At 68.3% G+C, this 26,024-nt stretch carries 26 protein-coding genes; 10 read left to right on the top strand and 16 right to left on the bottom strand.

The window, feature by feature from the left end; translation table 11 throughout:
* Positions 1-19: 19 nt before the first annotated feature.
* Complete coding sequence (locus tag Q0P60_RS16340) at positions 20-565, top strand: hypothetical protein (protein ID WP_294995843.1); 546 nt, start codon at positions 20-22, stop codon at positions 563-565.
* 29 nt (positions 566-594) lie between these two features.
* Here Q0P60_RS16340 and Q0P60_RS16345 read toward each other — a convergent pair whose 3' ends face one another.
* Positions 595-1,236, bottom strand: coding sequence for a hypothetical protein (locus Q0P60_RS16345; protein ID WP_294995847.1), 642 nt, complete (start codon positions 1,234-1,236; stop codon positions 595-597).
* A 186-nt stretch (positions 1,237-1,422) separates the two neighbouring features.
* Between Q0P60_RS16345 and Q0P60_RS16350 the strand changes: the two genes are divergently transcribed.
* Positions 1,423-2,583 (top strand): amidohydrolase family protein, encoded by a 1,161-nt coding sequence (locus Q0P60_RS16350; RefSeq protein ID WP_294995850.1) that lies wholly within the window; start codon positions 1,423-1,425, stop codon positions 2,581-2,583.
* A 43-nt stretch (positions 2,584-2,626) separates the two neighbouring features.
* On the opposite strand, the gene Q0P60_RS16355 is transcribed toward Q0P60_RS16350, so the two are convergent.
* On the bottom strand, positions 2,627-3,064 hold the full coding sequence (locus Q0P60_RS16355) for a DUF3806 domain-containing protein (RefSeq protein WP_294995853.1): 438 nt from the start codon (positions 3,062-3,064) through the stop codon (positions 2,627-2,629).
* 212 nt (positions 3,065-3,276) lie between these two features.
* Positions 3,277-4,158 (bottom strand): LysR substrate-binding domain-containing protein, encoded by an 882-nt coding sequence (locus Q0P60_RS16360; RefSeq protein WP_294995856.1) that lies wholly within the window; start codon positions 4,156-4,158, stop codon positions 3,277-3,279.
* Between the two features lie 121 nt (positions 4,159-4,279).
* On the opposite strand from Q0P60_RS16360, the gene Q0P60_RS16365 reads away from it, so the two are divergent.
* From Q0P60_RS16365 to Q0P60_RS16390, 6 genes are all read left to right on the top strand, one after another.
* A complete protein-coding gene (locus tag Q0P60_RS16365) occupies positions 4,280-4,981 on the top strand; it encodes an ankyrin repeat domain-containing protein (RefSeq protein ID WP_294995859.1) in 702 nt (233 codons plus the stop codon).
* Between the two features lie 53 nt (positions 4,982-5,034).
* A complete protein-coding gene (locus Q0P60_RS16370; RefSeq protein WP_294995862.1) occupies positions 5,035-6,492 on the top strand; it encodes an amidohydrolase family protein in 1,458 nt (485 codons plus the stop codon).
* Positions 6,493-6,627: 135 nt separating this feature from the next.
* On the top strand, positions 6,628-7,683 hold the full coding sequence (locus tag Q0P60_RS16375; RefSeq protein WP_294995865.1) for a histidine kinase: 1,056 nt from the start codon (positions 6,628-6,630) through the stop codon (positions 7,681-7,683).
* Positions 7,680-8,402 carry a LytTR family DNA-binding domain-containing protein gene (locus Q0P60_RS16380; protein WP_294995868.1) on the top strand — a complete coding sequence of 241 codons (723 nt, stop codon included), beginning with the start codon at positions 7,680-7,682 and terminating at the stop codon, positions 8,400-8,402. The genes Q0P60_RS16375 and Q0P60_RS16380 overlap by 4 nt, the downstream gene beginning before the upstream one ends.
* A gap of 143 nt (positions 8,403-8,545) precedes the next feature.
* Positions 8,546-9,832, top strand: a complete 1,287-nt coding sequence (locus tag Q0P60_RS16385) for an acyl-CoA thioesterase/bile acid-CoA:amino acid N-acyltransferase family protein (protein WP_294995871.1) — start codon at positions 8,546-8,548, stop codon at positions 9,830-9,832.
* Between the two features lie 163 nt (positions 9,833-9,995).
* A complete protein-coding gene (locus Q0P60_RS16390; RefSeq protein ID WP_294995916.1) occupies positions 9,996-10,382 on the top strand; it encodes a hypothetical protein in 387 nt (128 codons plus the stop codon).
* Between the two features lie 74 nt (positions 10,383-10,456).
* Here the strand turns inward: Q0P60_RS16390 and Q0P60_RS16395 are convergent, their stop codons facing one another.
* From Q0P60_RS16395 to Q0P60_RS16455, 13 genes are all read right to left on the bottom strand, one after another.
* Positions 10,457-11,164 carry a DUF2968 domain-containing protein gene (locus Q0P60_RS16395; RefSeq protein ID WP_294995874.1) on the bottom strand — a complete coding sequence of 236 codons (708 nt, stop codon included), beginning with the start codon at positions 11,162-11,164 and terminating at the stop codon, positions 10,457-10,459.
* 99 nt (positions 11,165-11,263) lie between these two features.
* Positions 11,264-13,417, bottom strand: a complete 2,154-nt coding sequence (locus tag Q0P60_RS16400) for a TadG family pilus assembly protein (RefSeq protein WP_294995877.1) — start codon at positions 13,415-13,417, stop codon at positions 11,264-11,266.
* 8 nt (positions 13,418-13,425) lie between these two features.
* A complete protein-coding gene (locus tag Q0P60_RS16405) occupies positions 13,426-13,887 on the bottom strand; it encodes a DUF3613 domain-containing protein (protein WP_294995879.1) in 462 nt (153 codons plus the stop codon).
* A complete protein-coding gene (locus Q0P60_RS16410; protein ID WP_294995882.1) occupies positions 13,884-14,774 on the bottom strand; it encodes a Flp pilus assembly protein TadD in 891 nt (296 codons plus the stop codon). The genes Q0P60_RS16405 and Q0P60_RS16410 overlap by 4 nt, the downstream gene beginning before the upstream one ends.
* Positions 14,774-15,709, bottom strand: a complete 936-nt coding sequence (locus tag Q0P60_RS16415; RefSeq protein WP_294995884.1) for a type II secretion system F family protein — start codon at positions 15,707-15,709, stop codon at positions 14,774-14,776. The genes Q0P60_RS16410 and Q0P60_RS16415 overlap by 1 nt, the downstream gene beginning before the upstream one ends.
* Positions 15,710-15,737: 28 nt before the next feature.
* Positions 15,738-16,694: a type II secretion system F family protein gene (locus Q0P60_RS16420; protein ID WP_294995887.1), complete on the bottom strand. Its 957-nt coding sequence runs from the start codon at positions 16,692-16,694 to the stop codon at positions 15,738-15,740.
* Between the two features lie 2 nt (positions 16,695-16,696).
* On the bottom strand, positions 16,697-18,046 hold the full coding sequence (locus Q0P60_RS16425) for a CpaF family protein (RefSeq protein WP_294995890.1): 1,350 nt from the start codon (positions 18,044-18,046) through the stop codon (positions 16,697-16,699).
* The gene (locus Q0P60_RS16430; RefSeq protein WP_345780339.1) at positions 18,031-19,287 is read right to left on the bottom strand and encodes a fimbrial protein; all 1,257 of its coding nucleotides are present in this window, start codon (positions 19,285-19,287) and stop codon (positions 18,031-18,033) included. The genes Q0P60_RS16425 and Q0P60_RS16430 overlap by 16 nt, the downstream gene beginning before the upstream one ends.
* Positions 19,288-19,314: 27 nt before the next feature.
* Positions 19,315-20,670: a type II and III secretion system protein family protein gene (locus Q0P60_RS16435; protein WP_294995895.1), complete on the bottom strand. Its 1,356-nt coding sequence runs from the start codon at positions 20,668-20,670 to the stop codon at positions 19,315-19,317.
* Positions 20,671-20,688: 18 nt separating this feature from the next.
* Positions 20,689-21,726: a Flp pilus assembly protein CpaB gene (gene cpaB, locus Q0P60_RS16440; protein ID WP_294995898.1), complete on the bottom strand. Its 1,038-nt coding sequence runs from the start codon at positions 21,724-21,726 to the stop codon at positions 20,689-20,691.
* Positions 21,727-21,749: 23 nt separating this feature from the next.
* The gene (locus Q0P60_RS16445; RefSeq protein WP_294995901.1) at positions 21,750-22,226 is read right to left on the bottom strand and encodes a TadE/TadG family type IV pilus assembly protein; all 477 of its coding nucleotides are present in this window, start codon (positions 22,224-22,226) and stop codon (positions 21,750-21,752) included.
* The gene (locus Q0P60_RS16450) at positions 22,223-22,768 is read right to left on the bottom strand and encodes a prepilin peptidase (protein WP_294995904.1); all 546 of its coding nucleotides are present in this window, start codon (positions 22,766-22,768) and stop codon (positions 22,223-22,225) included. Before Q0P60_RS16450 ends, Q0P60_RS16445 begins: the two co-directional genes overlap by 4 nt.
* 90 nt (positions 22,769-22,858) lie before the next feature.
* On the bottom strand, positions 22,859-23,062 hold the full coding sequence (locus Q0P60_RS16455; RefSeq protein ID WP_294995907.1) for a Flp family type IVb pilin: 204 nt from the start codon (positions 23,060-23,062) through the stop codon (positions 22,859-22,861).
* A 691-nt stretch (positions 23,063-23,753) separates the two neighbouring features.
* Between Q0P60_RS16455 and Q0P60_RS16460 the strand changes: the two genes are divergently transcribed.
* Together Q0P60_RS16460 and Q0P60_RS16465 are read left to right on the top strand one after the other, a co-directional pair.
* Positions 23,754-24,737, top strand: coding sequence for a helix-turn-helix domain-containing protein (locus Q0P60_RS16460; RefSeq protein WP_345780340.1), 984 nt, complete (start codon positions 23,754-23,756; stop codon positions 24,735-24,737).
* 235 nt (positions 24,738-24,972) lie between these two features.
* On the top strand, positions 24,973-26,024 hold a 1,052-nt coding region (locus Q0P60_RS16465), incomplete at its 3' end, for an ESPR domain-containing protein (protein WP_294995913.1).

Below are 26,024 nucleotides of genomic sequence, written 5' to 3' on the forward strand. Positions count from 1 at the left end.
GGCGACCCATGCTGCGCCCATGCCGTCCGTTGCGGATACCCCTGCACATGCCGGGCCCGCGCGCGCGGCGATGGCGTCTGCGTCGGCCAGCCCCGATGTGCCTGCGCTGGCCAGCCCCGATGCGCCTGCGCCTGCGCGCCTGGACGCCTGGTTCCTCGATGGTGAGCGCAGGTTGCTGACCGCAGGGGCGCTGTCAGCGGAGAAAAGCGAGGCGATTCTTGGTTCGGACAAGGACTTCGCGCAGGCCGTCAGCCAGATCGAGCGGGATGCAGCGAGCCGGCCGGAGGCGCAGGACCTGACCCGTCTCTACAGGGCGGCGGTGAGCCGCGTGATGGGCGGCGACGGCACGCTGGTGTCGTTTGCCTGCGGCTACAGCCTGTGTGTCGGGGAGATCCGCAGCCGCAGCGCGGACGATTTCAACGCCTGGTCCGAAGCGGTCGGCATGGACAAGTCGACCCCGATCTACAGCCTTGCCACCGCACCGATGACATGGGGCCAGGGCCAGCAGGGTGGGCGCTTCGTGTTCTCGGTCGACCCGGCCGCGAACGGCATCAGCGCGTACTGACAGCAGACCGGGCGTGCTGACCTTCGCGCCTACGGAAGTGCTTGCTGCAGGTACGACTCGATCACATAGCTGAAAGGCTGTTGCTGGCGGTCACGCAGCAGGGCGCGCACTTCCAGGATCACCGCGTGGTCGCCTTCGCCGCGCGGCGGCCAGTAGGTCTGGTCGGCCAGGGTCTGGCGCTGGAAGCCGAGCGGGCCGACAACACGCCCGAACGGTTCGTCGGTGCTGTCCAGCACCTGGTTCATGGCCGCGCTGAGATGGCCGGGCAGGTACCAGTTGTCCGCTTCGGACAGGATGCGGCTGCCGCAGACCAGCTGCACGCGGCGATAACGCAGGTCGGTACCGGGCTTGGCGCCCAGCGCCTGCAGCACGTCGGCCGGCGCCGGCTTGTCCTGGCCGTGTACGCGCACCGCGCGCACCCGTGCCTGTTCGGCCAGGCCGTGTTCGGCGCACCAGTGCTCCAGGGTGGCGGTCGCGCTCTGCCCCGACAGCACGCGCTGGTGCAGGCGCTCGACCAGTGCCCCCGGCGCGATGCGCTGCTGGCCCGGCGGCGACTGCAACGGCGACGCGGCCGCGGCATCGGTGGCGGACAGGCTGGCGATCGGGGCGGCAGCCAGCAGGGACGCGGCCTGCCAGCGGCGGAGACGATCGTGGCGGTCGGACGGGCGCATGCGGCATCACAGCGGAAACAGGCGCCTATGTTACCCGTTCAGGGGTGTGCCGGGTGTCGCTGCAACCGGGCGTCACAGCTGCAGCATTCATCATTGCGGTGAATGCATGCCATCCAGATATTTCGTTGGCCGATGCTGCTGGCGAGGCGCAGGATGGCGCCCTTGCTGGCTTTCCCGGAGTTTTCCATGACCCTCCAGTTCATTCACGGTGGTGTCGACCGCGACGGTGCGCCGCTGCATTTCCATATCCGTGACGGCCGCATCTGCGGGCTCAATGGCGAGGCCAAGCCCGCCGAGGGGGCCGAATGCGTCGACCTGCAGGGTTACGCGCTGCTGCCGGGGCTGGTGGATGGCCATATCCACCTGGACAAGAGCTTCGTCGGCGACCGCTGGCATCCGCACCAGCCGGTGAACAGCCTGCGTGAGCGGCTGGCGGTGGAAAAGGTGGCGGTGGCGGCTGCGGCACCGATGGCTGACCGCGCCGAAGCGCTGATCCGCCAGTGCAGCGCTTTTGGCACGGTGGCGATGCGCTGCCACGTCGATATCGATGGCAGCACCGGCCTGCGCCACCTTGAGGCGGTGCGCGAGGCGGCACGGCGCTGTGCCGGCATCATGCAGATCCAGCTGGTGGCCTTCCCGCAAGCCGGGGTGATGTCCTGCGCCGGTACCGCCGCCGTGCTGGAGCAGGCCCTCGCAGCGGGGGTGGACGTGCTGGGCGGCATCGACCCGACCACCCTGGATGGCGATGCCGAAGGCCAGCTGGCGCTGCTGTTCGGCCTGGCCGAGCGGCACGCTGTGCCGTTGGACATCCATCTGCACGAACCCGGCGAGACCGGCCTGGCCCAGCTGCTGCGCATCGCCGCACGGACCCGTGCCAGCGGCATGCAGGGACGGGTGGCCGTCAGCCATGCCTACGCGCTGGGCGAAGTGCCGCTGGCACGGGCGCTGCAGGTGGCCGAGGCGCTGGCCGCGGCGGGGGTGGCAATCATGAGCAACGCGCCGGGCGATCATCCGTTCCCGCCGCTGCGCGCGCTGCATGACGCGGGCGTGCGCGTGTTCGCCGGCAATGACAACATCCGCGATTGCTGGTGGCCGTACGGCAATGGCGATCTGCTGCAGCGAGCGATGCTGCTCGGCTATCGATCGGGCTTCTACACCGATGCGGACCTGGGGCTGGCGCTGGACATGGTCAGCAGCCACGCCGCACAGGTGATCGGAGTGCCGGAACACGGCATTGCAGAAGGCCTTCCGGCCACCTTCGTGGCAGTGCGTGCCGACCATGGCCCGGCCGCGGTGGCGGCGGTGCCGGCCGAGCGCCGGGTGGTGGTCGGCGGCCGTTGGCTGTAGACCCGCACCCTGCGTGAATGCGTGATTGAAGCCAATGCGCCGATCAGGCGTAGTCGTCGGCGCGGGTGGCGACGAATTCTTCCAGCCACGCCAGCAGGTGGGCGATGTCGATGACTTCGCCCTGCTCGACGCGCTTGAGCAGCAGCGTGCTGGCGCCGATCTGCAGGCTGCTGTCGGCATAGCGCAGCACCGCGTCGATTCCCCAGGCATCGGTGACCTGCATCCAGGCCAGTCCGGGCACGCGCTGGGCCAGGGTATCGCCGAACGCCACACCCAGCGCTTCCCAGCCGTCGCCGTCGTCACGTTCGATCAGCTCGGCATCGACCACGCGTTGCAGCGTGGTGGCGGGCAGCGGCCATTGCACCGGCAACGTGGGAAAGCCGGCGGCCACGCGTGCGGCGATCAGCGAGCGCTGGTGCTGCAGATGGGTCTGCAGTGCGGCGGGCAGCGGATCGAAGCGGGTGGGGATCTCGTCGGACATGGCAAGCCGCCGCGGGGCACGGAATCAGTCGGTACTGTAGGAGACCGGCGCCCGCCACCGCGCGGCAGGCCTGATCAGATTTCGATGATCAATGCGCGAAATCGACGTACTTCACGCCGAGCGACCCTCGCCCACGTTGGGGGCCGATGCGTCTGCTGCAGGAAAACCGATCTGCCGCCACCCGCAGCGGGGACGGCCACCGCTGCGGCGGTTCAGTCCGGTTCGCGCTGCACCTGCCGCCACAGCTCACTGGCCAGCGCGCGCACGGCCTCGTCGGCGTCGGCACGGTGCAGCAGGCCAATCTCGTAGTTGTCGATCACCGGCAACTCGCGCTCGCCATCGATGATGCGATGTTCGCGGCTGACCGCGCGGCGCGGCAGCAGGCTGATGCCGATGCCATCGGCGACCGCGCCCTGGATGCCGCTGAGCGATGAGCTGGTGAAGGCAATGCGCCAACGCAGGCCCAGGGCTTCCACCGCGTGGATCATCTCGTCGCGGTACAGCCCGCGGGGCGGGAAGGTGACCAGCGGCAGCGGGTCCTGCAGCAGGCTGCTGCTGCGCAGGCTGTCGATCCAGTGCATCGGTTCACGCCGGCAGTGCACGGCCTGGCGGCTGTTGCGACGCTGCTTGACCAGTACCAGGTCCAGTTCGCCGTGGTCGAAGCCATGGGCGAGGTCGCGGCTGAGGCCGCTGCTGATCTCCAGCTTCACCTGCGGGTGGCGGCGGCTGAAGGTGGCCAGCATGCGGGTGGTCTGCGCGTTGACGAAGTCTTCGGGAACGCCGATGCGTACGGCGGTCTCCACGGTGGCGCCGGCCAGGGCCTGCGCCATTTCCTCGTTCAGGTCGAGCATGCGTCGCGCATAGCCGAGCAGGGTGTGGCCGGCATCGGTGGGGTGCACGTCGCGATGGCCGCGCTCCAGCAGGCGATGCCCGGCCAGTTCTTCCAGCCGGCGCACCTTCTGGCTGACCGTGGACTGGGTCGAGTGCAGGCGCGTAGCGGCGGTGGTGAAGCTGCCGCAGTCGGCCACCATCACCAGCGCCCGCAGCAGGTCCAGTTCGAACAGGGTTCTATTCGATTTGGCACTGTCTGGCATTTGAACATTTCACTTCTGGATACCTATGGCCACTTCTACCATGCAGGGCAGGGGCCGGCAACGTCGGCTGTTGCGTCCGACCCACGGCGTTGCGTGGCACCGGGCAGGAGGAGACACCGTCATGCGCTTCCATCATTCCCTTGGCTGGCCTGCGCCGTTCGCGCGCATGCTGCTGGCGTGCCTGCTGGCCGCGGTCATCCCCGCCTGCACCGCGACCTCGCGCTGCGATGCCGATGCGCGGCTGCGTGATGCGGCCGGGCGGGGCGATGCCGACGCGGTGCGTGCGGCACTGGACGACGGTGCCGACCTGGAGGCGCGTGACGGCGAGGGCCGTACGGCGCTGTTGCTGGCCACGCATGGCAACAACGTGGACGCCGCGCGCGAGCTGATCGAAGCCGGTGCCGACGTCAACGCCAAGGATGCGTTGCAGGACAGCGCCTATCTGTACGCGGGCGCGCGTGGCCTGGACGAGATCCTGGCGATGACCCTGGCGCATGGCGCGGATCTGCGCAGCACCAACCGCTATGGCGGCACCGCGCTGATTCCCGCCGCCGAGCGCGGCCATGTGGCCACGGTGCGCGCACTGCTGCGCGCCGGTGTTGCGGTGGATCATGTCAATCGCCTGCACTGGACCGCGCTGCTGGAGGCGATCCTGCTGGGCGATGGCGGCGCCCGCCACCAGCAGATCGTGCAGCTGCTGCTCGAGGCCGGTGCCGACCCCGAACTGGCCGACGGCGACGGCGTAACGCCACTGGCCCACGCACGCCTGCGCGGCTACACCGCCATCGAAACCCTGCTGCGCCAGCATGGCGCGGCGCGCTGAAGAGCGACCCCTTCCACCCTGCACGCTGGTCGTGCGTCACCAGGATGCTGTCCATGTTCCGTTCCCGTCCGTTGTTCCTTGCCATCCTTGTTGCGGTGGCACCGTTGTCGGTGTCGGCCGCCGAGCGCGCCGACCTGCTGATCCGCAATGCCACCGTGGTCGACGTCGAGCACGCCCGCACGCTGCCGGGGCAGAGCGTGGTGGTCCGTGGCGAGGACATCGTCGCCGTCGGCCCGGACGCGCAGCTGCGCGCCCAGTGGAGTGCCACGCGCCAGATCGATGCCCAGGGCAAGTACCTGATCCCGGGCCTGTGGGACATGCACGTGCACTTCGGCGGTGGCCCGGCGCTGATCGAGGAGAACAAGGCACTGCTGCCGTTGTACATCGCGCACGGCATCACCACCGTGCGCGACTGCTCCGGTGACCTGCCCGAGCAGGTCCTGCAATGGCGCGGCGAGATCGCCCGTGGCACGCTGTTCGGTCCGCGCCTGCTCAGTTCAGGCGCGAAGATCGAAGGCATCAAGCCGGTCTGGAAGGGCACGATTGAAGTGGGCAGCGAAGCCGATGTCGACAAGGCGATCACCCGCCTGCAGCATGACAAGGTCGATTTCGTGAAGATCACCGACAGCACGTTGAAGCCGGAGCTGTTCCTGTACTCGGCCAGTGCCGCACGCAGTGCCGGGTTGAAGGCATCGGGCCACATTCCGATGGCGCTGACCGTGGAGCAGGCCATCGATGCAGGGCTGGCTTCGATCGAGCATCTGGACTATGCCTTCAAGGCCGGCAGCAAGGACGAGGCGCAGATCGCTGCGGACTTCGGCGCCGGCCGCATCGACCGCGCCGAAGCCAATCGGCGCCTCGACGCCAGCTTCGACCGCGACACCGCGATGCGCGCCTACCGGGACTTCGCCAAGCGTGGCGTGTTCGTGACCCCGACCCTCAACGGCGGCCGCATCCTCGATTTCCTCGACCAGGACGACCACGCCGACGATCCCTATCTGGCCTACATCGGGCCGCAGCTGCGTGCCACCTACCAGTGGCGCGTGGATCGCGCGGCCAAGGCCACGCCGGCCCAGATCGAGGCGCGCCACGCCCAGTACCATCGGGTGGCGGCGGTGCTGCCGATGCTGCAGGAAGCGGGCGTGACCCTGATCGCCGGTACCGATGCCGGCTTCCTCAATTCGTTCAACTTCCCGGGCATCGCGCTGCACCAGGAGCTGCAGCTGTTCGTGAAGGAGGGCCTGAGCGCGCCGCAGGCGCTGTCGGCTGCAACCCGCTCCGGGCCGGCCTGGTTCGGCCAGATGGACCGCTATGGGGGCGTCGCCCAGGGCAAGGCGGCGGACCTGGTGCTGCTGACCGCCAACCCGTTGCAGGACATCGCCGCCACCGCGAAGATCGACAGCGTGATCCTGCGTGGCACGGTGTACGACCGCACCGCGCTGGACAGGATGCTGGCCGAGACCCGGGCCAAGGTGGCCGCGTGGAATGCCGAGGCGGCCAAGGGCCAGTGACGGCGCAAGGGCCGGTCCCTTTCCAACGGAAAGGGATCCGGCCCCCTGGTTAGCAGGGCGGCCCCTTGCTTCCGGCACGGGAACGATTCGGCGCAGCCACCTAGCATGGCGCCTGCTTCCCGTTCGATGTCCTGCATGCCTGCTTCCACCGTCTACCTGTCGCCTGCGCCCGCAGCCCCGCGCTCGCTGCCGCACCCGCGCTGGGTGATGCTGGCGCTGTGGGTGCTGCTGATCGCTACCGCTGTGCCGGCGGTGCACCTGAGCCAGCAACCGGGCGGCCTGATGCCGGCAACCTTGTTCATCCTCGGCGCCGAGTTGCCCTGGATGCTGGTGACGCCGCCGTTGTGGGTGGCATGCCGGCGATGGCCGCTGCGCGGGCCGCGGCAGCTGCTGGGCTGGGTGTTGCTGGGCCTGGTGCTGACCCCGCTGCTCACCGCGCCGGGCTGGACGCTGGGCCACCTGCTGCTGCACCTGTGGCAGGCGCAGCCGTTGCCATCACTGCAGCAGGCTGCGCGCGCGATCGGCATCACGGCCCTGTTCGCGCTGCCCACCTTCATTGCAGTGGCGGGAGTGGGCCATGGCCTGGCCGCACTGGAGCGGTTGAAGGCGCAGTCGCAGGCGCTGCAGCAGGCCCGTGACGCCGCCCTGCGCCAGCATCTCCAGCACCACTTCCTGTTCAACGCGCTCAATGCCATCGGCGGTCTTGCGCTGCAGCGCCCGCACGTTGCCGATGCGGCGCTGGCGCAGCTTTCGTCACTGCTGCGCGATACCCTGCAATGCCCCGCGCAGCGCAGCCTGGCCGATGAGTTGGCGGCCGCGCAGGACTATGTCGCCCTGCAGTCGTTGCTGCGCGACGAGGTGCTGCACCTGCACCTGCAGGCCAGCGCTGCGTCGCTGTCATGGCAGGTGCCGGGCCTGCTGCTGCAGCCGTTGGTCGAGAACGCGGTCCTGCACAGCGGTTGGCAGCCGGGCGACGGGCCGTTGCGGATCGAGCTGTGTGCGGCGGTGAATGAAGGCCTGCTTGATGTGGAGGTGTTCAACGCCTGCATGCGCCCGTGCACGCGCGATGGCCTGGGCAGCGGCCACGCCGCCGTGCGCCGACGGCTGGCGATGATCGGTGGCCGCCTGCAGGCCGACCGCGAGGCCGGTGGCTACCGCGCACGGGTGATCCTGCCGGAGATCGCGGCGTGACGCGCCCGCTGAGCGTGCTGCTGGTGGATGACGTGGCGCTGGCGCGCTTCCGGCTGCGCCAGCTGTTGGCGGCGATGCCACAGGTCAGGGTCGATGCGGAGGCCGCCAGCCTCGCGCAGGCACGCGATCAGCTGCAGGGTCGCCGGTTCGATCTGCTGCTGCTCGATCTGGTCCTGCCGGACGGCCGCGGCTGGGAACTGCCGCAGCAGCAGCCGTGGCTGGCGGCGCACACCATCTTCGTGACCGCGCTGCCGCAACACGCGCTGCGCGCCTTCGAACTGGGCGTGGCCGACTACCTGCTCAAGCCGGTCGCGGCCCCTCGGCTGCAGGAGGCGATCGAGCGGGTGCGTCGGCTGGCGGGCCTGGGCGTGGCTACGGAGTGCGGTGCGCAGGTGCTGGCAGTGCCGGGTGCGGGCGGGGTGCAGTTCGTGCCGCTGGCACAGATCGACTACATCGACATGGCAGGCCACTACGCCTGCGTGCACGTGGGGCAGCAGCTGCATCTGCTGCGCGAGCCGATGGCGCAGCTGGCCGAGCGGCTGGCTGGCACGGGGCTGTTGCGGGTGCATCGTTCGGTGCTGGTGAATCCACTACGGGTGAAATCACTGAGTGAGCGCCACAACGGCGACGCGCTGCTGGAACTGGCTGACGGCGTGCAGGTGCCGGCCAGCCGCAGCTACCGGCCGGCACTGAAGGCGGCGCTGGCCGCGCGGGCCTGAGCCACGGCCGGTGCCAGCTGCGGCACGGTTGGTGCCATCGTCATTGAAGCGCAGCGCTCCCGCGCTGCGGTCGATGCACGCTGCGTTTTTCCGGATCAAGGCGGGGCGTGCGGATGCGTTGGGGCTTGGGAATGTTGCTGGGAATGCTGGCGCTGCCTGCGCTGGCCGATGTGAGGGTCACCGTCGATGATCACGAGGGCCGCGCCGACCGCGTTCCGGTCATCAGCGTGGAGGGGTTGGCGGTGGCCGAGGTGGTGCAGGTACGGCTGTCGATGCAGGACAGCCGGGGCCAGCGCTGGCAATCGCAGGCCGCACTGCGCGCGGACCTGCAAGGCCGTGTCGATACCTCACGCAGTGGCTCGGAGCAGGGCAGCTATCGGGGCGTCGACCCAGGTGGGTTGATCTGGTCGATGCAACCACAGCAGGGCAAGGCCAGCGCGTTGCCGCTGCACCTGCCGCGCGCCGGCGATGGCCTGGGGTTTCAAGCTGCGAGCTTCGAGCTGGAAGTGGAGCGCGCGGGATCGGTGGTGGCGCGGCGAACCCTGCAGCGCCATCTGATGCTGCCGGGTGTACGCGCGCAACGCGTTGAGATCGACGGACGCGAAGCGCACCTGTACCTGCCCACCGGGTTGCAGCCCGATGCACGGATGCCGGCGTTGGTGGCACTGGGTGGTGCGGAAGGTGGATTCGACGGTGGCGATCTCTATGCGGCGTGGCTGGCAAGCAATGGCTACGTGGCGCTGTCGGTGGCGTGGTATCGCGGACCGGGTGTGCCCAAGGACCTGATCGAGGTTCCGCTGGAAACCGTGCGCGACGCGGTGCACTGGCTGCAGCGCCATCCCGGGGTGGATCGCGGACGGGTCGGGCTGCTGGGGGGCTCCTGGGGAGGAATCGTGACCCTGGCAACGGCGGTGCATCTGCCCGAACTGCGCGCAGCGGTGTCCTGGGTGGGCAGCCCGGCGCCGTTCCGTGGCATTGCGCGCGACGTGGCCCCAGCCGATTTCCGTGCGCTGGACCGCTCGCCTTTGAGCTGGCAGGGCAGGCCGTTGCCGTGGCTGCCCTATCGCGAAGATGTGGACTGGGGTCGGCCCGGGCCGCAATGGCAGCCCGCGCTGCATGCGGCGCTGCTGCCGATCGAGACGATCGCCGCGCGCACCCTGTGGATCGGCGGCGGGGATGATCGGCTTGGCGACTCCGGGGTCATGATGGCGGTCGCGCAGCGGCGCCTCGCTGCGGCGGGGCGGGGCGACCGTGACCGGTTCCTGTACTACCCGGATGCGGGGCATCTGATCACGCCGCTGCTGCAGCCGGCCACCCATCGCAGCGATGTTGGCCCCTATATCCAGGTGGGAGGCACCGCCGAAGGCCATGCCCGCGCGGACCGTGAAGTCGGGCCTGCGGTGCTGGCCTTCCTGGCCGAAGCGCTGTAACTCAAGAAAGGGGACGGAGGGAATTAAGTCGTATATGCACAAACGACTTAATTCCCTCCGTCCCCTTTTTCTTGCGATGTGGGCCTGCGCCGTGACGCGTATCGCTCTGGCGCGGTGGCGCGGCGGCGCCGAGGATGGTGGCAGTCCCGATGAGGCGACGGAGATGGGGAACGCACGGTGGAGCCCGCTGTTGTGCCTGCTGCTGACCGCAGCAGGGCATGCGCAGAGCAATGTCTACAAATGCGTGGACGGGCCGCATCCGGTCTATCAGCAGATGCCGTGCCAGGGGCGCGCGGAATGGCGCTGGGAGGTGCCGCGCGAGGAATCGCTGGCGCGTGGTCCGGCGTCGCCGACCGCCGGCCGGGCGGCAGGCAGGCCGCGCACGCCGCGACCGGGGCGGGCACGGGGAGCGCTGATTCCGCTCAGTGCCGACCCCGCCGCCTGCACGCGCGCACGGCAACAGCGCGGCAAAAGGCTGGCGAAGGCAAAGCGGCTGGACTTCGTGCAGCGGCGGCAGCTGGATGATGCGGTGTATGACGCCTGCCGGTGAAGACGGATCTGCGCCGCCGGAAAAGACAACGGCGCCCTGCGGCGCCGTTGTCGGAAAGCACCTGAAGCCAGCTGTCAGCGGCCGTCGCTGGCCGCAGCCGGTGCCGGAACGCTGTCCGGCTTGGGCAGGCTCAGTTCCGGGTTGCCCTGTTCGGCCTGCAGGATCTGGATGCGGCGCTGCAGGGCATCCAGCTGGCTGTTGGTGCTCTGCACGTCGGTGCTGAGGCTGACCGCCTGCTGCTGGGCCTGCTGCAGGGCAGCGCTGACCTGCGCCGACTGTGCCTGCTGCTGTTCCATTTCCTGCTGCAGCGTGCGCAGGCGCTCCTCGTTGTAGGCGACCAGGCGCTCGGTATAGCGCTTGCCGGCCTCAAGCCGGGTGGTATCGATGTAGACCTGGGCGAGCTGTTCGGACTGCTGCGCGAAGGTCCGGTAGACGCGCTCGGCGTTGTCGACGGCGTCGGTCTTGATCACCCGCCAGAAGTTCTTCTCCTGGAACAGGGCGACGTAGTACGTCAGGGTATTGGCGTTGAACAGCAGGCTGGCGCCGTAGTTGCCGTTGTAGGTGGTGCGCAGCTCGGTCAGCTGGCGCGAATCCATCAACTGCTTGAGCTCGTCCACGGTATTGCGGACCACCGGTGCACTGCGCGCCGCCGGTTCTGCGGCGGCCTCGCGCTCGCCACGGGCTGCCATCGCCGCCGGCGCCACCAGCATCATGGCCACGGCCAGCAGTGCCGCGCCGCGCGCGTGCCGGGCGAAGACCGCGCCCCCTGAAGTTTCTCGCATGTCTAGACCATCCACGGATGAGTGTGGGTTGAGATGAAGGTGGTTCCCCGCCGGGAGTCTAGCATGGGCGCGGGCGCCGCCAAGGGCGCCCGTCACCGGTCAATAGACCAGCTGCGCGGCGCTGCACTGGATCGACTGCACGTTGACGTCGGTCCGGCCCAGTTCCAGGCCCAGTACGCTCGCCAGCAGGTTGGTCAACAGGGTGCCGACACTGTTGAGCACCGGCCGCAGTGCGGCCAGGATCGGCTTCAGCAGCGTGCACAGCAGGCCGCTGCAGCTGACGCTGCCGTCTGGATTGGTGACACCGCTGCCGCCGGCGCCGTCGAGGAAGCCGGCGGGGGCGGTCTGGATGTACGACGCCAGGTTGTTGCGTACGCAGCCGTTGTAGTCGATCAGGTTGCCCAGCAGGCTGTCGCAGCGGTTGATCAGCAGGCCGCCGACCAGCGAGCCGAGCAGGCCGTCGAGCACGCCCAGGCCCTGGCCGGTAACGGTGACCCTGAAAGCATCCCAGACCGGGCCATCCTTGTGGCAGGTGGTCAGGTTCAACAGGCCACAGGCATAAGGCAGTCCGCCGGGCACGGTCCAGTTGTTGAGCGGGGCCAGCTGGCGGCTGGAATCGCCATCGCGCAGCAGCGGGATCAGCTTGTCCACGTCGTAACGGGTATTGGGCGGGAACGCTGCCTGCAGGTAGCGATCGGCCAGCGCCTTGGCGGTGTCGTTGGCACTCATGCCCTGCTTGGGCGAGCTGAGCATGCCCGACAGCACGCGCAGCAGTTCGTTGACCAGGTCCGACACCGCGTTGCCCAGCGCGAGCGGATTGATCCGGGTCGAGCCGGTCTCGCCGGCCGCCAGGGTCAGGTTCTGCGTACTGGTGAGAGCGGGCAGGGTGATCTTGTCGTTGATCAGGGGCTGGCCCAGCAGCTTCAGCAGCTGTTCGTTCTTCAACGTTGCGTCGCAGACATTGCTCTTGGAGAAGCGCTGCGCGGGATCGACCGTGCCGACACAGGCCCGCAGCACCGAGGAATCGACCTGGATGGTGGCTTTGGGCGGGCTGGCGCCGCACTGGATGCCGGTCAGCGTGCCCATGCCATTGGCAACGTCGACATGCAGCGGCAGGTGCAGGCGGGTACCGAGCAGGTTCAGCAGCGGGCCCACCGCGAACAGGTTGTTGCTGTCCACGTCCACCATCAGCCGCACCTGCGCATTGTAGGCGCGCGTGCCGACACCGCCGATGGCGATCGACGGCGGCTCGACCACGCCAGCCTGGATGTTGATGCCGAGCAGGTCCAGGCCCTTCACCGCCACGCCATTGCCGTCGTTGGCGATCGAGATGGCGGTGCTGATCAGGTTGAGCACGTTGATCTTCGATTCCAGCGCGCTGCCGACCGTGCCATCGGGCGAGACGACTTCGGCGAACAGGCCGCCGCCGCCGGACTGGCTGCCGAGCACGATGTTGAGCTTGTTGATGTCCAGCTGGGTGGCGACCAGATCGGACAGCGCACGCAGCTGCACACCGACGGTGGTATCGCGGCCGACCACGGTGGCGGTGGCATTGACCAGTTGTGCCAGGGAGATCTTGTTGACCGACAGCAGTCGATTGAAGTCGGCCACGCTGAGATTGGCAGTGACCGGGATGTTCAGTGCCTTGAGCAGGCCTGACGGAGTGATGTTGGCCTGGGCCAGGCCGTCATACGACAGCACGGTGGCGTTGGTGACATCCAGGCCGACCAGGCGCAGGGTCGAAAGCAGTACCGAGTCGCCATTGGTGCGCAGCAGCTGCGAACCCACCGCGAACACCGCGGTGGGCTCGGCGCGCCGGGCCACGGCCTGCACGCTCACCTTCGGCAGGCTGGTGTTCTGGCCGAAGAACGGCAGCACACTGCGTTCGGCGACCACCTGCACCGCGTTGCGCGGGTTGGCGGCATCGATGGCGGTGGTGAACCGGTTTGCGGTGCCCCGGGTGGCGCTCCAGTTGCCGCAACGGACCTGCACGCTGCCGGCAAACGCGTTCTGGACCAGTGCGCTTTGTCGTGCCGCGCTGTTGTCGCTGTTGTCCGAGGTGCACAGTTCCAGCCGCTGCGCCCCGGCCAGCGCGGCCAGGTCGGCAACCTTCTGCGCATCGCGCTTGGCCCAGAACAGGTAGCCGATCTCGATCAGGCCAAGCATGGCCAGCAACGCCAGCATGACCAGCATCATGGTGATCGACATGCCGCCGCGTGGGCGGCTGAAACTGAACTGGCGTGGGCGTTTCATGGCCTACCTCAGCGTCCGGATGAGGATGTTCCCCTGGACTTGGCGACATCGGTTTCAAAGAAGTCCGGGATCTCGTGTTCGAAACTCTTCATGTAGCGGGCATAGCTCAACGTGGCCTGGTCGCCGAGGATCGGCAGGCGCTGTCCTGCCTGCTGTCCTGATGCCTGCAGGCGGAACAGGTCGCGTACGGTGTCGCCGATCGCGCTGCGCGGCGCTCGGGGCGCCACCGGGGCCGGCGCCGGGGCGGCGAGTGCGACCGGCGTTGCCGCTGCTGCGGGTGGTGCTGCGGGCACCGCCAGATTCACCGTCGCCAGTGACTCGGACTGCAGCGGTTGCGAAGCCGGTGTAGTGGGTGTGCCGCCGCCGAGCATCTGCCCGGTCAATGGCTGCTGCTGCGCCTGCGCGCCCGCGGCTGCCAACAGGCCGGCCAGCAGGGGCAACAGGCATCGGGTCATAGGCAACGTGGTCATGGCGTGTTCCCGTTCGGCTGATCGGAGGCGCTGAAGCGTTCCAGCATCGAGGGCGGCAGGCGCTGCGGATCGCGCTCATCGCGGCTGTCGCGGCGCGGCTCGGCGGCCAGTCGTGCGGTCGCCGCTGGCGTGCCCGCACTGCTGGTGCCGCTGCGGGTGGGCGCAGGTGCTGCAGCCACCGCCGCTGCGGCGGCGGCCTGGCGCTGCTGCAGGCGGGCGCGGATCTGCGTGGCCTGCTGCTGGATGCTGCGACGGGTCTGTTCATTGAGGCTGGCCTGCTGGGCCAGGCGCTCGGCGGTAGCGGTATCGCCCCGCAGCACCGCCCACAGCGCGAGATTGGCGGTGGCCTTGGCGTTGCCTGGCGACAGTTCCAGTGCCTTGGCCAGGGGTTCGCGGGCCTGTTCGAACTGGCCGGCGCGCAGCCGTGCATAGCCGAGGTCGCCGAGGTAGTCGGTATTCAGTGGCTGCAGCTGGGTCGCGCGCGCCAATGCCTGCTCACTGCCGGCGTCGTCCTCGCGACGCGCGGCGATCAGGCCGAGGCCATGTGCGGCAGCGGCCGCCTGCGGGCCACTGGAGAGCTCGCGATACACCGCGACCGCCGCATCGGCCTGGCCGGTCTCGCGCAGCGCATCAGCCTGCAGCAGGCGCAGTGCCGGAGGATCACCATAACGTTGGCGGAAGGCATCGACGTGTGCCAGCGAGGCGTACCAGGCGCCTTGCTGCTGCATGCGCCCGATCAGTTCCAGATAGGCATTGCGGCTGTCCTGTGGTGCCGGCTCCGGCGCGGCGAGGCTGGGCGCGCGCAGGTATTTGGGCGTCGTCGAGGCGCAGCCACTGGCGACGGCGGCGAGGGCAAGCAGCAGGCAGGAGGTGCGCAGGGCAGGCATCAGGGCGATCCCATCTTGGACATGGTGGTAGCCAGCGCAACCAGCGCCGGGCCGGCAAGGACCAGCATCAGCGCTGGCAACAGGGTCAGCATCATCACCACGGTCATCTTCACCGAGAGCTTGCCGACCTTCTCCTTCAACGTGTTGCGGCGTTGTTCGCGCAGCCGGATGCTGAACTGCCGCAGCGGCTCCTGTACCGCGCCGCCGTGGGCATGGACCTGCAGGATCAGCTGCATCAGGCTGGTCAGGTCGTCGTCGGCATAGACTTCGCTCAGGCGCCGCAGCGACTGCGCACGGGTGCGGCCGTGGGTGTAGGCCACGTTGGCCTCCTGCAGCTCGCCACCGAGCACCGGCAGTGCATCACGCAGCTTGTCGCCCAGTGTCTGCAGGCTCTGGTCCATGCTGAAGCCCACGCCCTGCAGCAGGCGCAGCAGGTCGATCAGCAGTGGCAGTTCATTGTCGACCGCACGCCGGCGCCGTTTCACCCAGGATGAAAGAATGAATTTCGGCAGCAGCAGTCCAGCCGCCAGCGCACCGATCACCACCATCACCCGGGCCAGTCCATGCGCGCTGCTGAACGCCAGTGCCAGCGCCAGCACCAGCACGGCCAGCAACAGGCGCAGGCCGAGGTAGATGGCCGTGCCGCGGCGCGTGTTCCAGCCGGCCAGGTCCAGCAGCAGCCGGTCTTCATTGGCCAGCAGCGCGGCCTCCAGGCGGCCGCCACTGAGCGCGCGACCGAAGCGCTCCAGCCAGCCGAGCGAATCGCGCCGCGTGGTCTCCGCGTCACGCGCTTCGTCGCGCGGCTGCAGCGCGGTCTTCAACGTCGCCGAGGTGCGTTGTTCGCGGTGGCTGCGCACCCAGCCGGCAATGCCGAGCAGGGCGACGCCTGCGGCCAGCACCAGCAGGGACAGGGCGAACCAGGCGCTGGCGCTCATCGTGTACCTCGCTGGCAGTTGCAGGCGGTCATAGTGATTTGGCCAGGCGATACAGCAGGAACGCGCCAAGCAGTTCCAGGCCCAGTGCGATCAGCAGGATCTTGTGGCCAAGCGGATCGTGCAGCACCGGCTGGAAGAACGCCGGGCTTGAGATCGCCATCAGCACGGCGCTGGCCGGCGGCAGCAGGCCCAGCACCCAGGCCGACATGCGTGTTTCCGACGTGGTCGCAGCGAGTTCCTGCTGGGCCTGTTCCAGGTCGCGCATGAAATCCCCCATGCGCTGCAGGATCTGGTCGGCACGGCCGCCGATGCGGACGCTGACCCCGATCACCACCGCCAGTACCTTGAGCACATCCATCCGGTACGGCTGTGAAGCCAGGGTCAGGGCGCGGTCCAGGTCCATGCCGCTGCGCGCGTAGCGCACCGTGGTATCGAGCAACCCGCGCAACGGCGCGCTGGTCTGCATCGAAGACACCTGGAAGGCCGCCTGCAGGCTGTTGCCGAGCGCGGTCAAGCGCACCAGGTTGTCGAGGAAGTCGGGCAGCTGATGCAGCAGCTGTGCGCGCAGCCTGGTGGTCCGGCGCATCACCCACAACCAGCAACCCAGCAGGTACAGCAGCAAGGTCAGCGGGAACATCCATGCGGTGCCCAGCCGCATCGCCGCCACCACCGACAGTACCAGCCCCGGTACCAGCAGCATGATCGGCAGCTTCCAGCCGGTCTGCAGGCCGGCGCGCTGCAGCAGGCCGTCCAGCGGCAGTACCCGGCGACCGCTGCTGGCGGGGCGTGCCGGATCGTTGGCGGCGGTGACTGACGGTCCCGCAGGTGCTCCGCTGCCGGCACTGCCGCGTGCCAGCTGCTGCTCGGCGTGCTGCAGCGAGGCCTGGCGCTGTTCGCGGCTGCTGGCGCTGCCCCACAGCCAGACCGCCAGCGCCAGCAGCACCGAGATGATGCTCAACACGCCCAGCAGCAGGCCGGTGCCCATGCTCAGAAGTCCCCGTAGAGCGATTCACGCAGCTGCTGGCGGAACGGTTCCAGCTTGTGCGAGTGCGGATGGAAGCCGAGCCCGATCCAGCGATCGGTCTCCTTGCCAGTGCTGTCGATCTGCAGCTCGTGGCGGAACATCTCCTGCGTGGTGATCAGGTTGTCGCTGACGCCGGTGATCTCGGTGATCGAGACCAGCACGCGGCGGCCGCTGCCCAGCCGCGAGATCTGCACGATGAAGTCGATCGCGCTGGCGATCTGCCGGCGCAGGCTGTCTTCGCTGCCCTGGAAGCCTGCGAAGCCGGCCAGCATCTCGATGCGGTACAGGCAGTCGCGTGGCGAATTGGCGTGGATGGTCGCCATCGAGCCGTCATGGCCAGTGTTCATCGCCTGCAGCATCTCCAGTACCTCGGCGCCGCGTACTTCGCCGACCACGATGCGGTCGGGGCGCATGCGCAGGCTGTTGCGGACCAGGTCGCGGATGCTGACCGCGCCATGCCCCTCGGCACCGCCGATACGGCTTTCCAGGCGCACCACGTGCGGGTGGTTGAGCGACAGTTCGGCGGTGTCCTCGACGGTGATCACGCGCTCGTTGTCCGGCACGTAGCTGGCCAGTGCGTTCAGCAGCGAGGTCTTGCCCGAGCTGGTGCCGCCTGACACCAGGATGTTGCAGCGGCCCAGCACCATCGCCTTCAGCAGTGCCTGCATCGGCGCGTCGAAGGTGCCCTTGGCCAGCAGTTCGTCGGGCGTGAACGGATCCTTGCGGAACTTGCGGATGGAGACCATCGGGCCATCCACCGCCAGCGGCGAGATGATCGCGTTGAGGCGGCCGCCGTTGGGCAGGCGCGCGTCGACCATCGGGTTGGAATCATCCAGACGGCGTCCCAGGGGGGCCAGGATACGGCGCAGGATGCGCAGCAGGTGGGTATCGTCGGTGAAGCGCTGGGTCGCGCGCTTCAGCTGGCCGCCCTGCGAGACGTGCACGTCCTTGAAGCCGTTGATGAGGATGTCCTCGATCGACGGGTCATGCAGCAGGTCGTCGAGTGGGCCGAAGCCGGTCAGCTCCTTGACCAGCCCTTCGGCGACCACCTGCATTTCTTCCTCGTTGATCGGGATCCGCCATTCCTGGATGAAGCCCACCGTCTGCACCTGCACCCAGCGTGCGATGGTGTCCGGGGCCCAGGAATCAATGTCGATCCGCTCGTCCTCGATGCTGTTGAGCAGGTGCTCGTGCGCGGCCGACAGCACCTTCTGGTACTGCTCGGTCTGCGCGAAAGGCAGATGGCCCGGGGCGCTGTCGGGCAACACCGGGCGGGTGGCGGCATGCGGGAACGGGGTTACCTTGTCTTCCATTGCGATCCACCCAGGGCAAGGGAGAGTCTTTCCCGCAGGCCATGTGCCTGCACCGGGCAGGCCGCCGGGTCCAGGCGCGAGACGAGCGGGGCGAGGGCACGCAGGTAGGGGTCGCGCGGCGCATCCTGCAGCAGCAGGTGGCCCTGGCTTGCGGACAGGCGCACGCGCGGACGTTCGGGCAGGGTGGCCAGCAACGGCACCTCGAAGCGGCGCGCGATCTGCTCCGGGCTCATGCCGCTGCTGTCGTCATGGCGGTTGATCACCAGCTGCAGCCGCTTCTCGCGCTCGCGCTGTCCCGCCAGGTGCTTCAGTGCCTGGTCAAGCGAGACCAGGGTGGCGATCGACGCGTCGGTGACCAGCCAGATCTCGTGGGCCTGGTCCAGCAGCAGCGGTGGCAACTGCCGCAACGGGCAGCCACCGGCGTCGCACAGCACGTTGGCGAACACGCCGCGCAGGCGCTGCAGCAGTGCGCCGGGATCGGATGGCGGCACCGCATCACTGCCGCTGGCGCGATCCAGCAGTACCAGCCCGGAATCGTGACGTGCCATCGCAGTGCGGGCGAGGGTGGCATCGATGCGGCTGGCGTTGCGCAGCGCGTCCTCGTAGTGGAAGCGGCTGTCGAGATTGAGATAGAGCGCCAGGTCACCGGACGGCTGCGCCAGCTCCATCAGCAGTCCATCCTGCAGCAGCGCTTCGCCCTGGGCGAGCGCGCGGGTCTGCTGTGCCAGCACTGACAGGTGCGCGGCCAGGGTGCTGGTGCCCACTCCGGCGCGAACGCCCAGCAGCACGATCAGGCGGGCCTTGTGTGCGTGCTGCGCGGCCGCGGCAGGGCGGGGTGAAAGCGCGCGGCGCAAGGCCGCTTCGATGCCAGCGTTGTCGCTGTCCAGGTCCAGTACGTCGCGCAGGCCGACACGCAGGGCCATCACCACCCCTTCCACCTGGCCGGTGCTGGTGGCGCCAACCGCGACCAGCATCAGGTCCGGTTCGGTCTGCTGCAGCTGCTGTGCGAGCACGCTTGAGGCGGCTGCATGCTCGGGACGGAAGTCGAGCAGCACCAGGCTCTGGGGCCCACGCTGCAGATCCTGCGCGGAGGTCGGGCTGTTGCTGTCCTGCCAGTGCAGGGTGGTGGTCGGCGGCAGCTTGGCCGCCAGCCGGGGCAGCAGTTCGCGATCCATTCCGTACAGGACCAGGTTCATCGGTGGTCCTTGCGGATGCAGCGGCTGGGCAGTGGCGTAGGGCATGGGCGTGGTATCGCAGGCATCAGGGAATCAGCGCGAGAATCCGGGCACCGGGTCCTGGCTGATCGGGCCAAGCAGCCACGAGCCCCATTCGGGCAGGTTCGGCTTGGCCTCGCGTTCGCCAGGCAGCGGCAGCTCGGTGTTGCGTGCCAACGGCTGCACCAGCCGCGGCGTGACGATGATCACCAGCTCCTTGTCCTGGCGCTTGTAATCGAGATTGCGGAAGAACGAGCCGATGATCGGCAGATCGCCCAGCAGCGGGATCTTGCCGACGCTGGAGACGACGTTGGAACTGACCAGTCCACCAATCACGAAGCTCTCGCCGTCGCCGAGCTCGACCGTGGTATCCGCACGACGGGTGGTGATCGAGGGGATCTGCACGCCGTTGAGCGCGATGGCGTTGCTGTAGTCCAGGTCACTGGCCTCCGGCGCGACCTTCAGCGCGATCCGGTTGGGCGCCAGCACGGTGGGCGTGACGGTCAGGCCGATACCAAAGGGCTTGTAGGTGATGGTGGTGGTGCCGAGACCCTGCGGCTCCAGGATCGGCAGCTCGCCACCGGCCAGGAAACTGGCGCTCTGCCCGGACAGCGCGACCAGGGTCGGCTCGGCCAGCACGCGTGCCATGCCGTTGCTCTGCAGCAGATCGACATCGGCGTTCCACAGGCCCTTGGTCGAGCCGAACACCAGGCGGAATGCCGACGAGATCGGCGATTCGGCTTCATTGCCGGAATTGCCCTCCTTCATGCCGGGCAGGATGCCGGTGTTGCCCGGCAGCTGGCCGCCCGGACGGGCGAAGCCATAGGCGAAGTTGCCATTGCGGTTCTGGAAGCTGATACCGATCTGCTTCAGCGCGGTCTTGTTGAACTCGACCACCTTGACCTCGACCTGGACCACGCCGCCGCTGCTGACGGTGGACGCATCGGCGAGCAGGCCGTCCTTGCCCAGCGACATGGCGGCGGTCTTCTGTTCCTGCATGTGCGACAGCGTGCTGTCGGTGCTTCCCTGCAGCAGGCCCTGATGGTCCTGCTGGGTGAACACCAGCCCGCTGGCGCCGGCGTCGGCAGCCCCCTGCACCGCGCTCTGCACCCGCACCTGCATCCGCTGCGGCTCGGCCTGCTTTCGGTGCCAGAGCAGCAGGGTGGTGGTACCCGGCGCCTTGCCCACCAGCAGCGCCTGGCGCTGGCCGCGCAGCATCACGATATCGGCGACGCCCGGATCGGCGATGGCGACCCGTTCCAGGTCGGCCGGCAGGGTCCAGGGGCGCTGTTCACGCGCCTGCAGGACCAGGTCGTCGGCGGCCACGCTCGTCGCTGGCGCCAGCAGCACCAGCAGCAGGGCCAGCCAGCGCTGGCGGGAGGAGAGGCGTGGACGGCGGCATTGGGTCATGGATGCACTCGATGCAGGTCAAAGGGAACCACGGGGGGCGGAGCTGTCACCACGGATGATCTCGATGCCCGATGCACGCGGGGCGCTGCGTCGCGGTGCCGAGGCCGGCGCCGGCCCTTCAGGCGGGGTGCGTACCGGACGGTTGCCGCGGCCGGCCAGGGCATCGCCATCGATACCGGCGAAGGCGTGGTTTTCCGGGCGCTGCAGGGCCAGTTGCTGTTCCGCATCCAGGCCGCGCAGCGGATCGATCACGCCGCGTGCCTGGGGGAACAGGGCCAGATCGGGAAGACCGGTATCGGCGGGATTGCGCAGGGCCAGGAACAGCTTGCCCTGCTGCGCGCCCAGCAACAGCCGGTTGGCATCGGCCACGGGCACTGCCAGCACGGCACTGCGTGCAGGTTGGGTGGCTTCACTGGCCGTTGCATGGGAGCTGCCGCTGCCGGTGATGTCGGCGGCACGCGGGTCGTTGCGGCTATCGCCCTCATTGCCGGCGGTGGACTCGCTGGCGACCGGTGCGATGTCCTGCTGGCCATAGCTGAGCACGCGCAGGCGCGACAGCAGCAGGCGGGTCTGTGCCGTCTCGGCCGGTCCACCGCTGTTGGCCTGCGCAGTGCGCAGATTGAGGAAGACGTCGACGAAATCCCCCGGCAGGATGCGGTTGCCGGCGCCGACCAGCTCGTCGACCGGTACCGCAAGCGCCCGTTCGCCGGGGCGCAGTTGCAGCGAGAAGCCCTGGGCCAGGGCGCTGCTGCTGATCGCCGTGCCCTCGGCGATGTCCTGCACCGGGACCTTGCCGACCACTGCGGCGATGCTGCTGGCCGCACCGGCCACCGGTGCGGTCCGCTGTGCGAGGCGCAGTCCATTGGCGGTGATCGGCTCGCCGGCCGGCAGGCGCGCCACGGCCTCCACCACCGTGATCGCCGCAACCTCACCGTGCACGATCGGCGCGGCTGCGGCGGGCGTGGCGGGCTTGCGCCCGATCATCAGTGCGATCACCGCCAGCAGCACGGCCAGCCCGATCAGGGCGACGGCAGCGATGCGGGTCAACTTGAGCATGGAACCGTCTCCTGTAGTGATCGTCAGCTGCCGCTGCCGAGGTCAAGCTGGGCGACCGCGACGCTGCGGATGGGCGCCTGCATCACCCACTTGTAAAGCGTGGCGGTGCCGGGCAGGAAGGGGTGGCTGGCGTAGTCGTAGCTGACCGTTACCGTCATGCACTGGGCGGTGGCCAGGCCGGCGCAGGGCGCCTGCGCGGACACCACGATGGCGTTGCTGCCACCGTTGCTGCAGTCCACGCCTTGTCCGGAAAAGTTCAGCAGCCACTGCATTGAACTGCGCGCAGCGACACAGGCCGCCGTGCGCCGCTCATTGGCGGTGCCGTACCGCAGGGACGCACGTGCGCCCTCGGCCGACGCGGTGGCCAGGGTCTGCTGCGCAGCCATGATCATCACCCCGGAAAAGGTGAACAGCAGCAGTGGCAACAGGCCCAGCATCAGCATCAGCGCGAACTCGATGCTGGCCACGCCGCGTTGCAGCCGTGGAGTATTGAGGGTCATGCCAGACCTCCGTAGACGCTTGCCAGCACCCAGCCGATGCCGGCGACGGCCAGATAGGCCGCATAGGGAATGCCACGTCGCCCCTGGCGGGCACTCTGCATGTCGCGCAGGGCCGGGTGTGATTGCCACTGGCTGCTGGCACGGTTGACCTGCATCTGCAGGCCCTGCGGAAGCCACGCGGCCAGCCGGCGGCCGGCGAGGATCAGCACGGCATGCAGGCCGGCTGCGAGGCTGGCCACGATCCAGATCGGCAGCAGCGCCTTCCAGCCGAGCATCAGCCCCAGCACCGCAAAGAACTTCACATCGCCGGCACCCATCCAGCGGATGGCGTAGAACGGCAGCAGCGCCAGCAGGCCGAGCGCCGCGCCGGCAACGTGGGCAAGCCACGGCTGGCGCGGCACGCTGAACTGGCCGGCGATGATCAGCGCAATGGCGATCACCGACGCGGACAGCAGCCAGGCATTGGATACCCGACGGGCATACAGGTCGCCGATGGCGATCCGCAGGCACACGCCGATGGCCAATAATCCCAGCACTGTCATCGCACACTCCGTCGTCCGTCACTGGACGGTCTGCCGTTGCTTCCGGGGCACCACCCCGCAACGCCGCAGGCGACTGCGGCGTGTGCAGGCTCAGCCGCCGCCGGTCGCAGGTGCCGAGCCGGATGCCTTGGTCGCCAGCGCGGAAAGGTTCTTGAACAACGTTTCGAAGAACCCCTTGATCTGCTCGTTGCCGACCGCGATCAGGATGCCGGCGATGACGGCCGCCAGCAGCCCGTACTCGAGCGCGGTGACACCGTCTTCTTCTTTCAGGAATCTGCGGATGGATGCGTTCATGACCAATGTCTCCCTCTACCTGTCTGCTGATGCAGGACACCTGCGTTGGGCGGTGGCCCGGCTCCGCCGGGATCGTCCGTGGGCCCCCGCAGATCCGCGCGGAGGAAACACGGCGGGACAGCCCCGCTGTGCTCAAGCAGAGTGATCGTCTCCCGGCGGGACGTCGTTCGCGCGGCCGCGACCGCGCGGCGCGGAGCCGGTGGTCGAAGTGTCGTGCGTCACGTGCATGGTCATGCTGTCCCCCTGGGTGTGGCCGTGTGCTGGCCGGATCACCGTGATCTCGACTTTGCCTGAATGGCGGTTGGCTGCAACCGGAACCTATATGCAAATTCGGCAGAAAATCCGCGGGCCTTAAATATTCAGTCTGTTTATGTGACCAAAATCCGTTCGCAGGCAAAACGATTCATCGACGTGCAGATAATGTGATTCACCTCGTTGGCGCATGCGAAAACCGTGCCAGTGGTGCGGACGTTTTCTTCACCTGTGTATCTGTTTTCTTCAATCCGGTGGCTGGGTTTACCTGGTTCGATTATCGGGCATACTCGGAATCAAGTCGTGGATGTTTCCCGGGCCGGTTGCATGGCAATCGTCGCCTGTATCCCGGCAACGGCAGCAGTTCCTGGAATGGTGCCGCCCTGTAAGGCAGTGGGGGCTGCACCGTGTAGCGGATCAACGGGGGGACGACACTGTCATGGTCGATGGTGGTGGGGTAGGAGACAGCGACGACAGCGGCCTGCGTTCGATCGACCTGGCAACGCTGAGCGGCGTGCTTCGTGTCTGCGATGTCGAGTTGTTGCTGCTCGATGGCAATGGGCCACGGGCGGCGTTCGCTTCGCGTGTGCACGAGGAAGCCCTGTTCTGCAGCATCAGCTGTGGCTTCCATTGCCGTGGCCGTTTCATGCTGCCACCGGACTGGGCGATGCTCGGGTATCTGCATGCAACCGATGAAACGCTGAGCTGGTGCCACGGCGTGCCGCTCACGCCAGGAATGGCATTGACCATCATGCCGGAGGGCATCAGCGAGTTCACCCTGAGCCCGGGCACCCATATGACGCTGATGCTGGTGCCGGTTGCGCGGGTGCAGCGCAAGCTGACCGAGCTGAGCCTTCGCAATACGCCCCCGGCAGGACAGGCGCTGTCGCTGTTCAATCTTGCCAGCGATTCGGCACCGCTCTCGCAGCATTACCAGCAGCTGCACCAGCAGTTGGGGCAGGGCGTCGGGCTGCAGCCGGAAGAAACCGAACGCCTTCTGCATGAGCATGTGCAGGCCCTGCTCGGGGCAGGAGCCGCCGACCGGCCCGGGTGCAGCCGTGCGCGGCGAACGCATTATCTGATCGCGCAGCGGGCCGAGAATTTCATGCGGCTCAATCTGCGTCGGAATATCTACATGAACGAGATCTGCGATGCCGCCGGGGTCAGCGAGCGCGGGCTGCGTTATGCATTCGAGGATCTGTTTGGCACGTCGCCCAATCGCTACCTGTCAATGCTGCGCCTGTGCGCGGCCTGCCGCAGCCTGTCAATGGCCGATTCCAGCCGCCGCTCGGTGAAAGCGATCGCCCTCAGCTGCGGCCTTTGGGACCTCTCGCGCTTTGCCGACAATTACCGCAAGGTCTTCGGCGAACTGCCGCGCGACACGCTGATGCGTGCGCCTGCACAACTCGGCCAGCCGGCCTGAGCCAAGCCGCTCAAGGGTTTCCCGGTGGTTTCTGCCGGAAATGCGTATGCGCTTGCCGATAGGGTTGCCGCTTCTGCATAACCGGCTGCCGATTCCGGCCGTGGATTTGCCGGAATGCGCGATTGCCGTGCCGGAATGAAGTGCGCCGCCGCCGTTGCCGGCGCTGAAATGTCAGTCACCTGCCTAGCGGCAAGTCCACTGACATTCCAGTTGTTCGCCTACGGGGGAAATGCTCATGAACCGCATCTACCGGCGTGTATGGAACCGCCAGCTCAATGCTCTGGTCGTGGCTTCTGAACTGGCCACCGGCGACAGCGGTGGCAGCGCCGGGCGCGATCCGCGCGCCTTCCTGCTGATGCCGACCACGCTCGCCCTGGCCCTGCTGTGCATCCTGGCGAGTGGCCACGCAGGGGCATCCGAATCCAATCAATCGCTGCGTGACCTGCAGGCGCTCGCAGCGAAGTACACCCAGCCGATGCCGGTCAAGGTCGATGCCGAAGTGGCCTTGGCGGCTGCCTCCCGGCAGGCGCAGAGCAGCCCGGCGATCAGTGCCGATGCACGGGTCGGCCTGCAGCTGAGTACCCAGTCGCTGCCGGTGGTGCGCGACGTGCTGCCGGCCACCGTGCAGGTGAAGCTGGCCGCGAACGCGGCGCCGAAGCAGGTTGCAGTTCCCACGCTGGGCGCCGACGTGCGTGCCGATATCGGTCTGGGCAAGGCCGCGACCCGGGCAGCGCAGGTGGATGCGTCACTGGCGGCCCATGTGGCACCGGCAGCGCAGTCGCCGCTGGGCGTGGCCACGGATGCGAGGGCAAGCGCCAAGCTCGGTGTTGCTGGTGCCCAGGTAGCCTCGATCGACGCCGGCGCCAAAGCCGTGGCCGGACTCAGTGGCGCTCCTGCGGGGAGCCTCTCGGCGGTGAAGGGTTCGATCGACGGCAAGCTTGATTCGCAGCTCAAGGTCGCCGGCCACCAGATCGATGCGCAGGGCCAGGCCCGGGCGACGGCGGCGGTCACGTTGCCGGCCAAGGAAGAACTGCCGGGTGAGACCCATGACCGGGCGATCACCGCCGCGTTCGATACCGGGGTCGCCGGCAAGGTGCGCGTGCAGGCCCCCGGCGGCCAGGACGTGGTGGCCGATCGCAATCTCAAGCTGGCAGGCCAGGCGACGGTGGCTGCCCAGAACAGCGCGCTGGGCGTTGGCGGCCTCGTCGGTGGCGTGGTGGGCGCTGCGGGAGGTGCAGTGGGCGGCGCGCTTAATGGGACTGTCGGCACGGTCGGCAGTGCGGTGGG

It is taken from the genome of uncultured Stenotrophomonas sp. (assembly GCF_945952405.1).
GTDB lineage: Bacteria > Pseudomonadota > Gammaproteobacteria > Xanthomonadales > Xanthomonadaceae > Stenotrophomonas.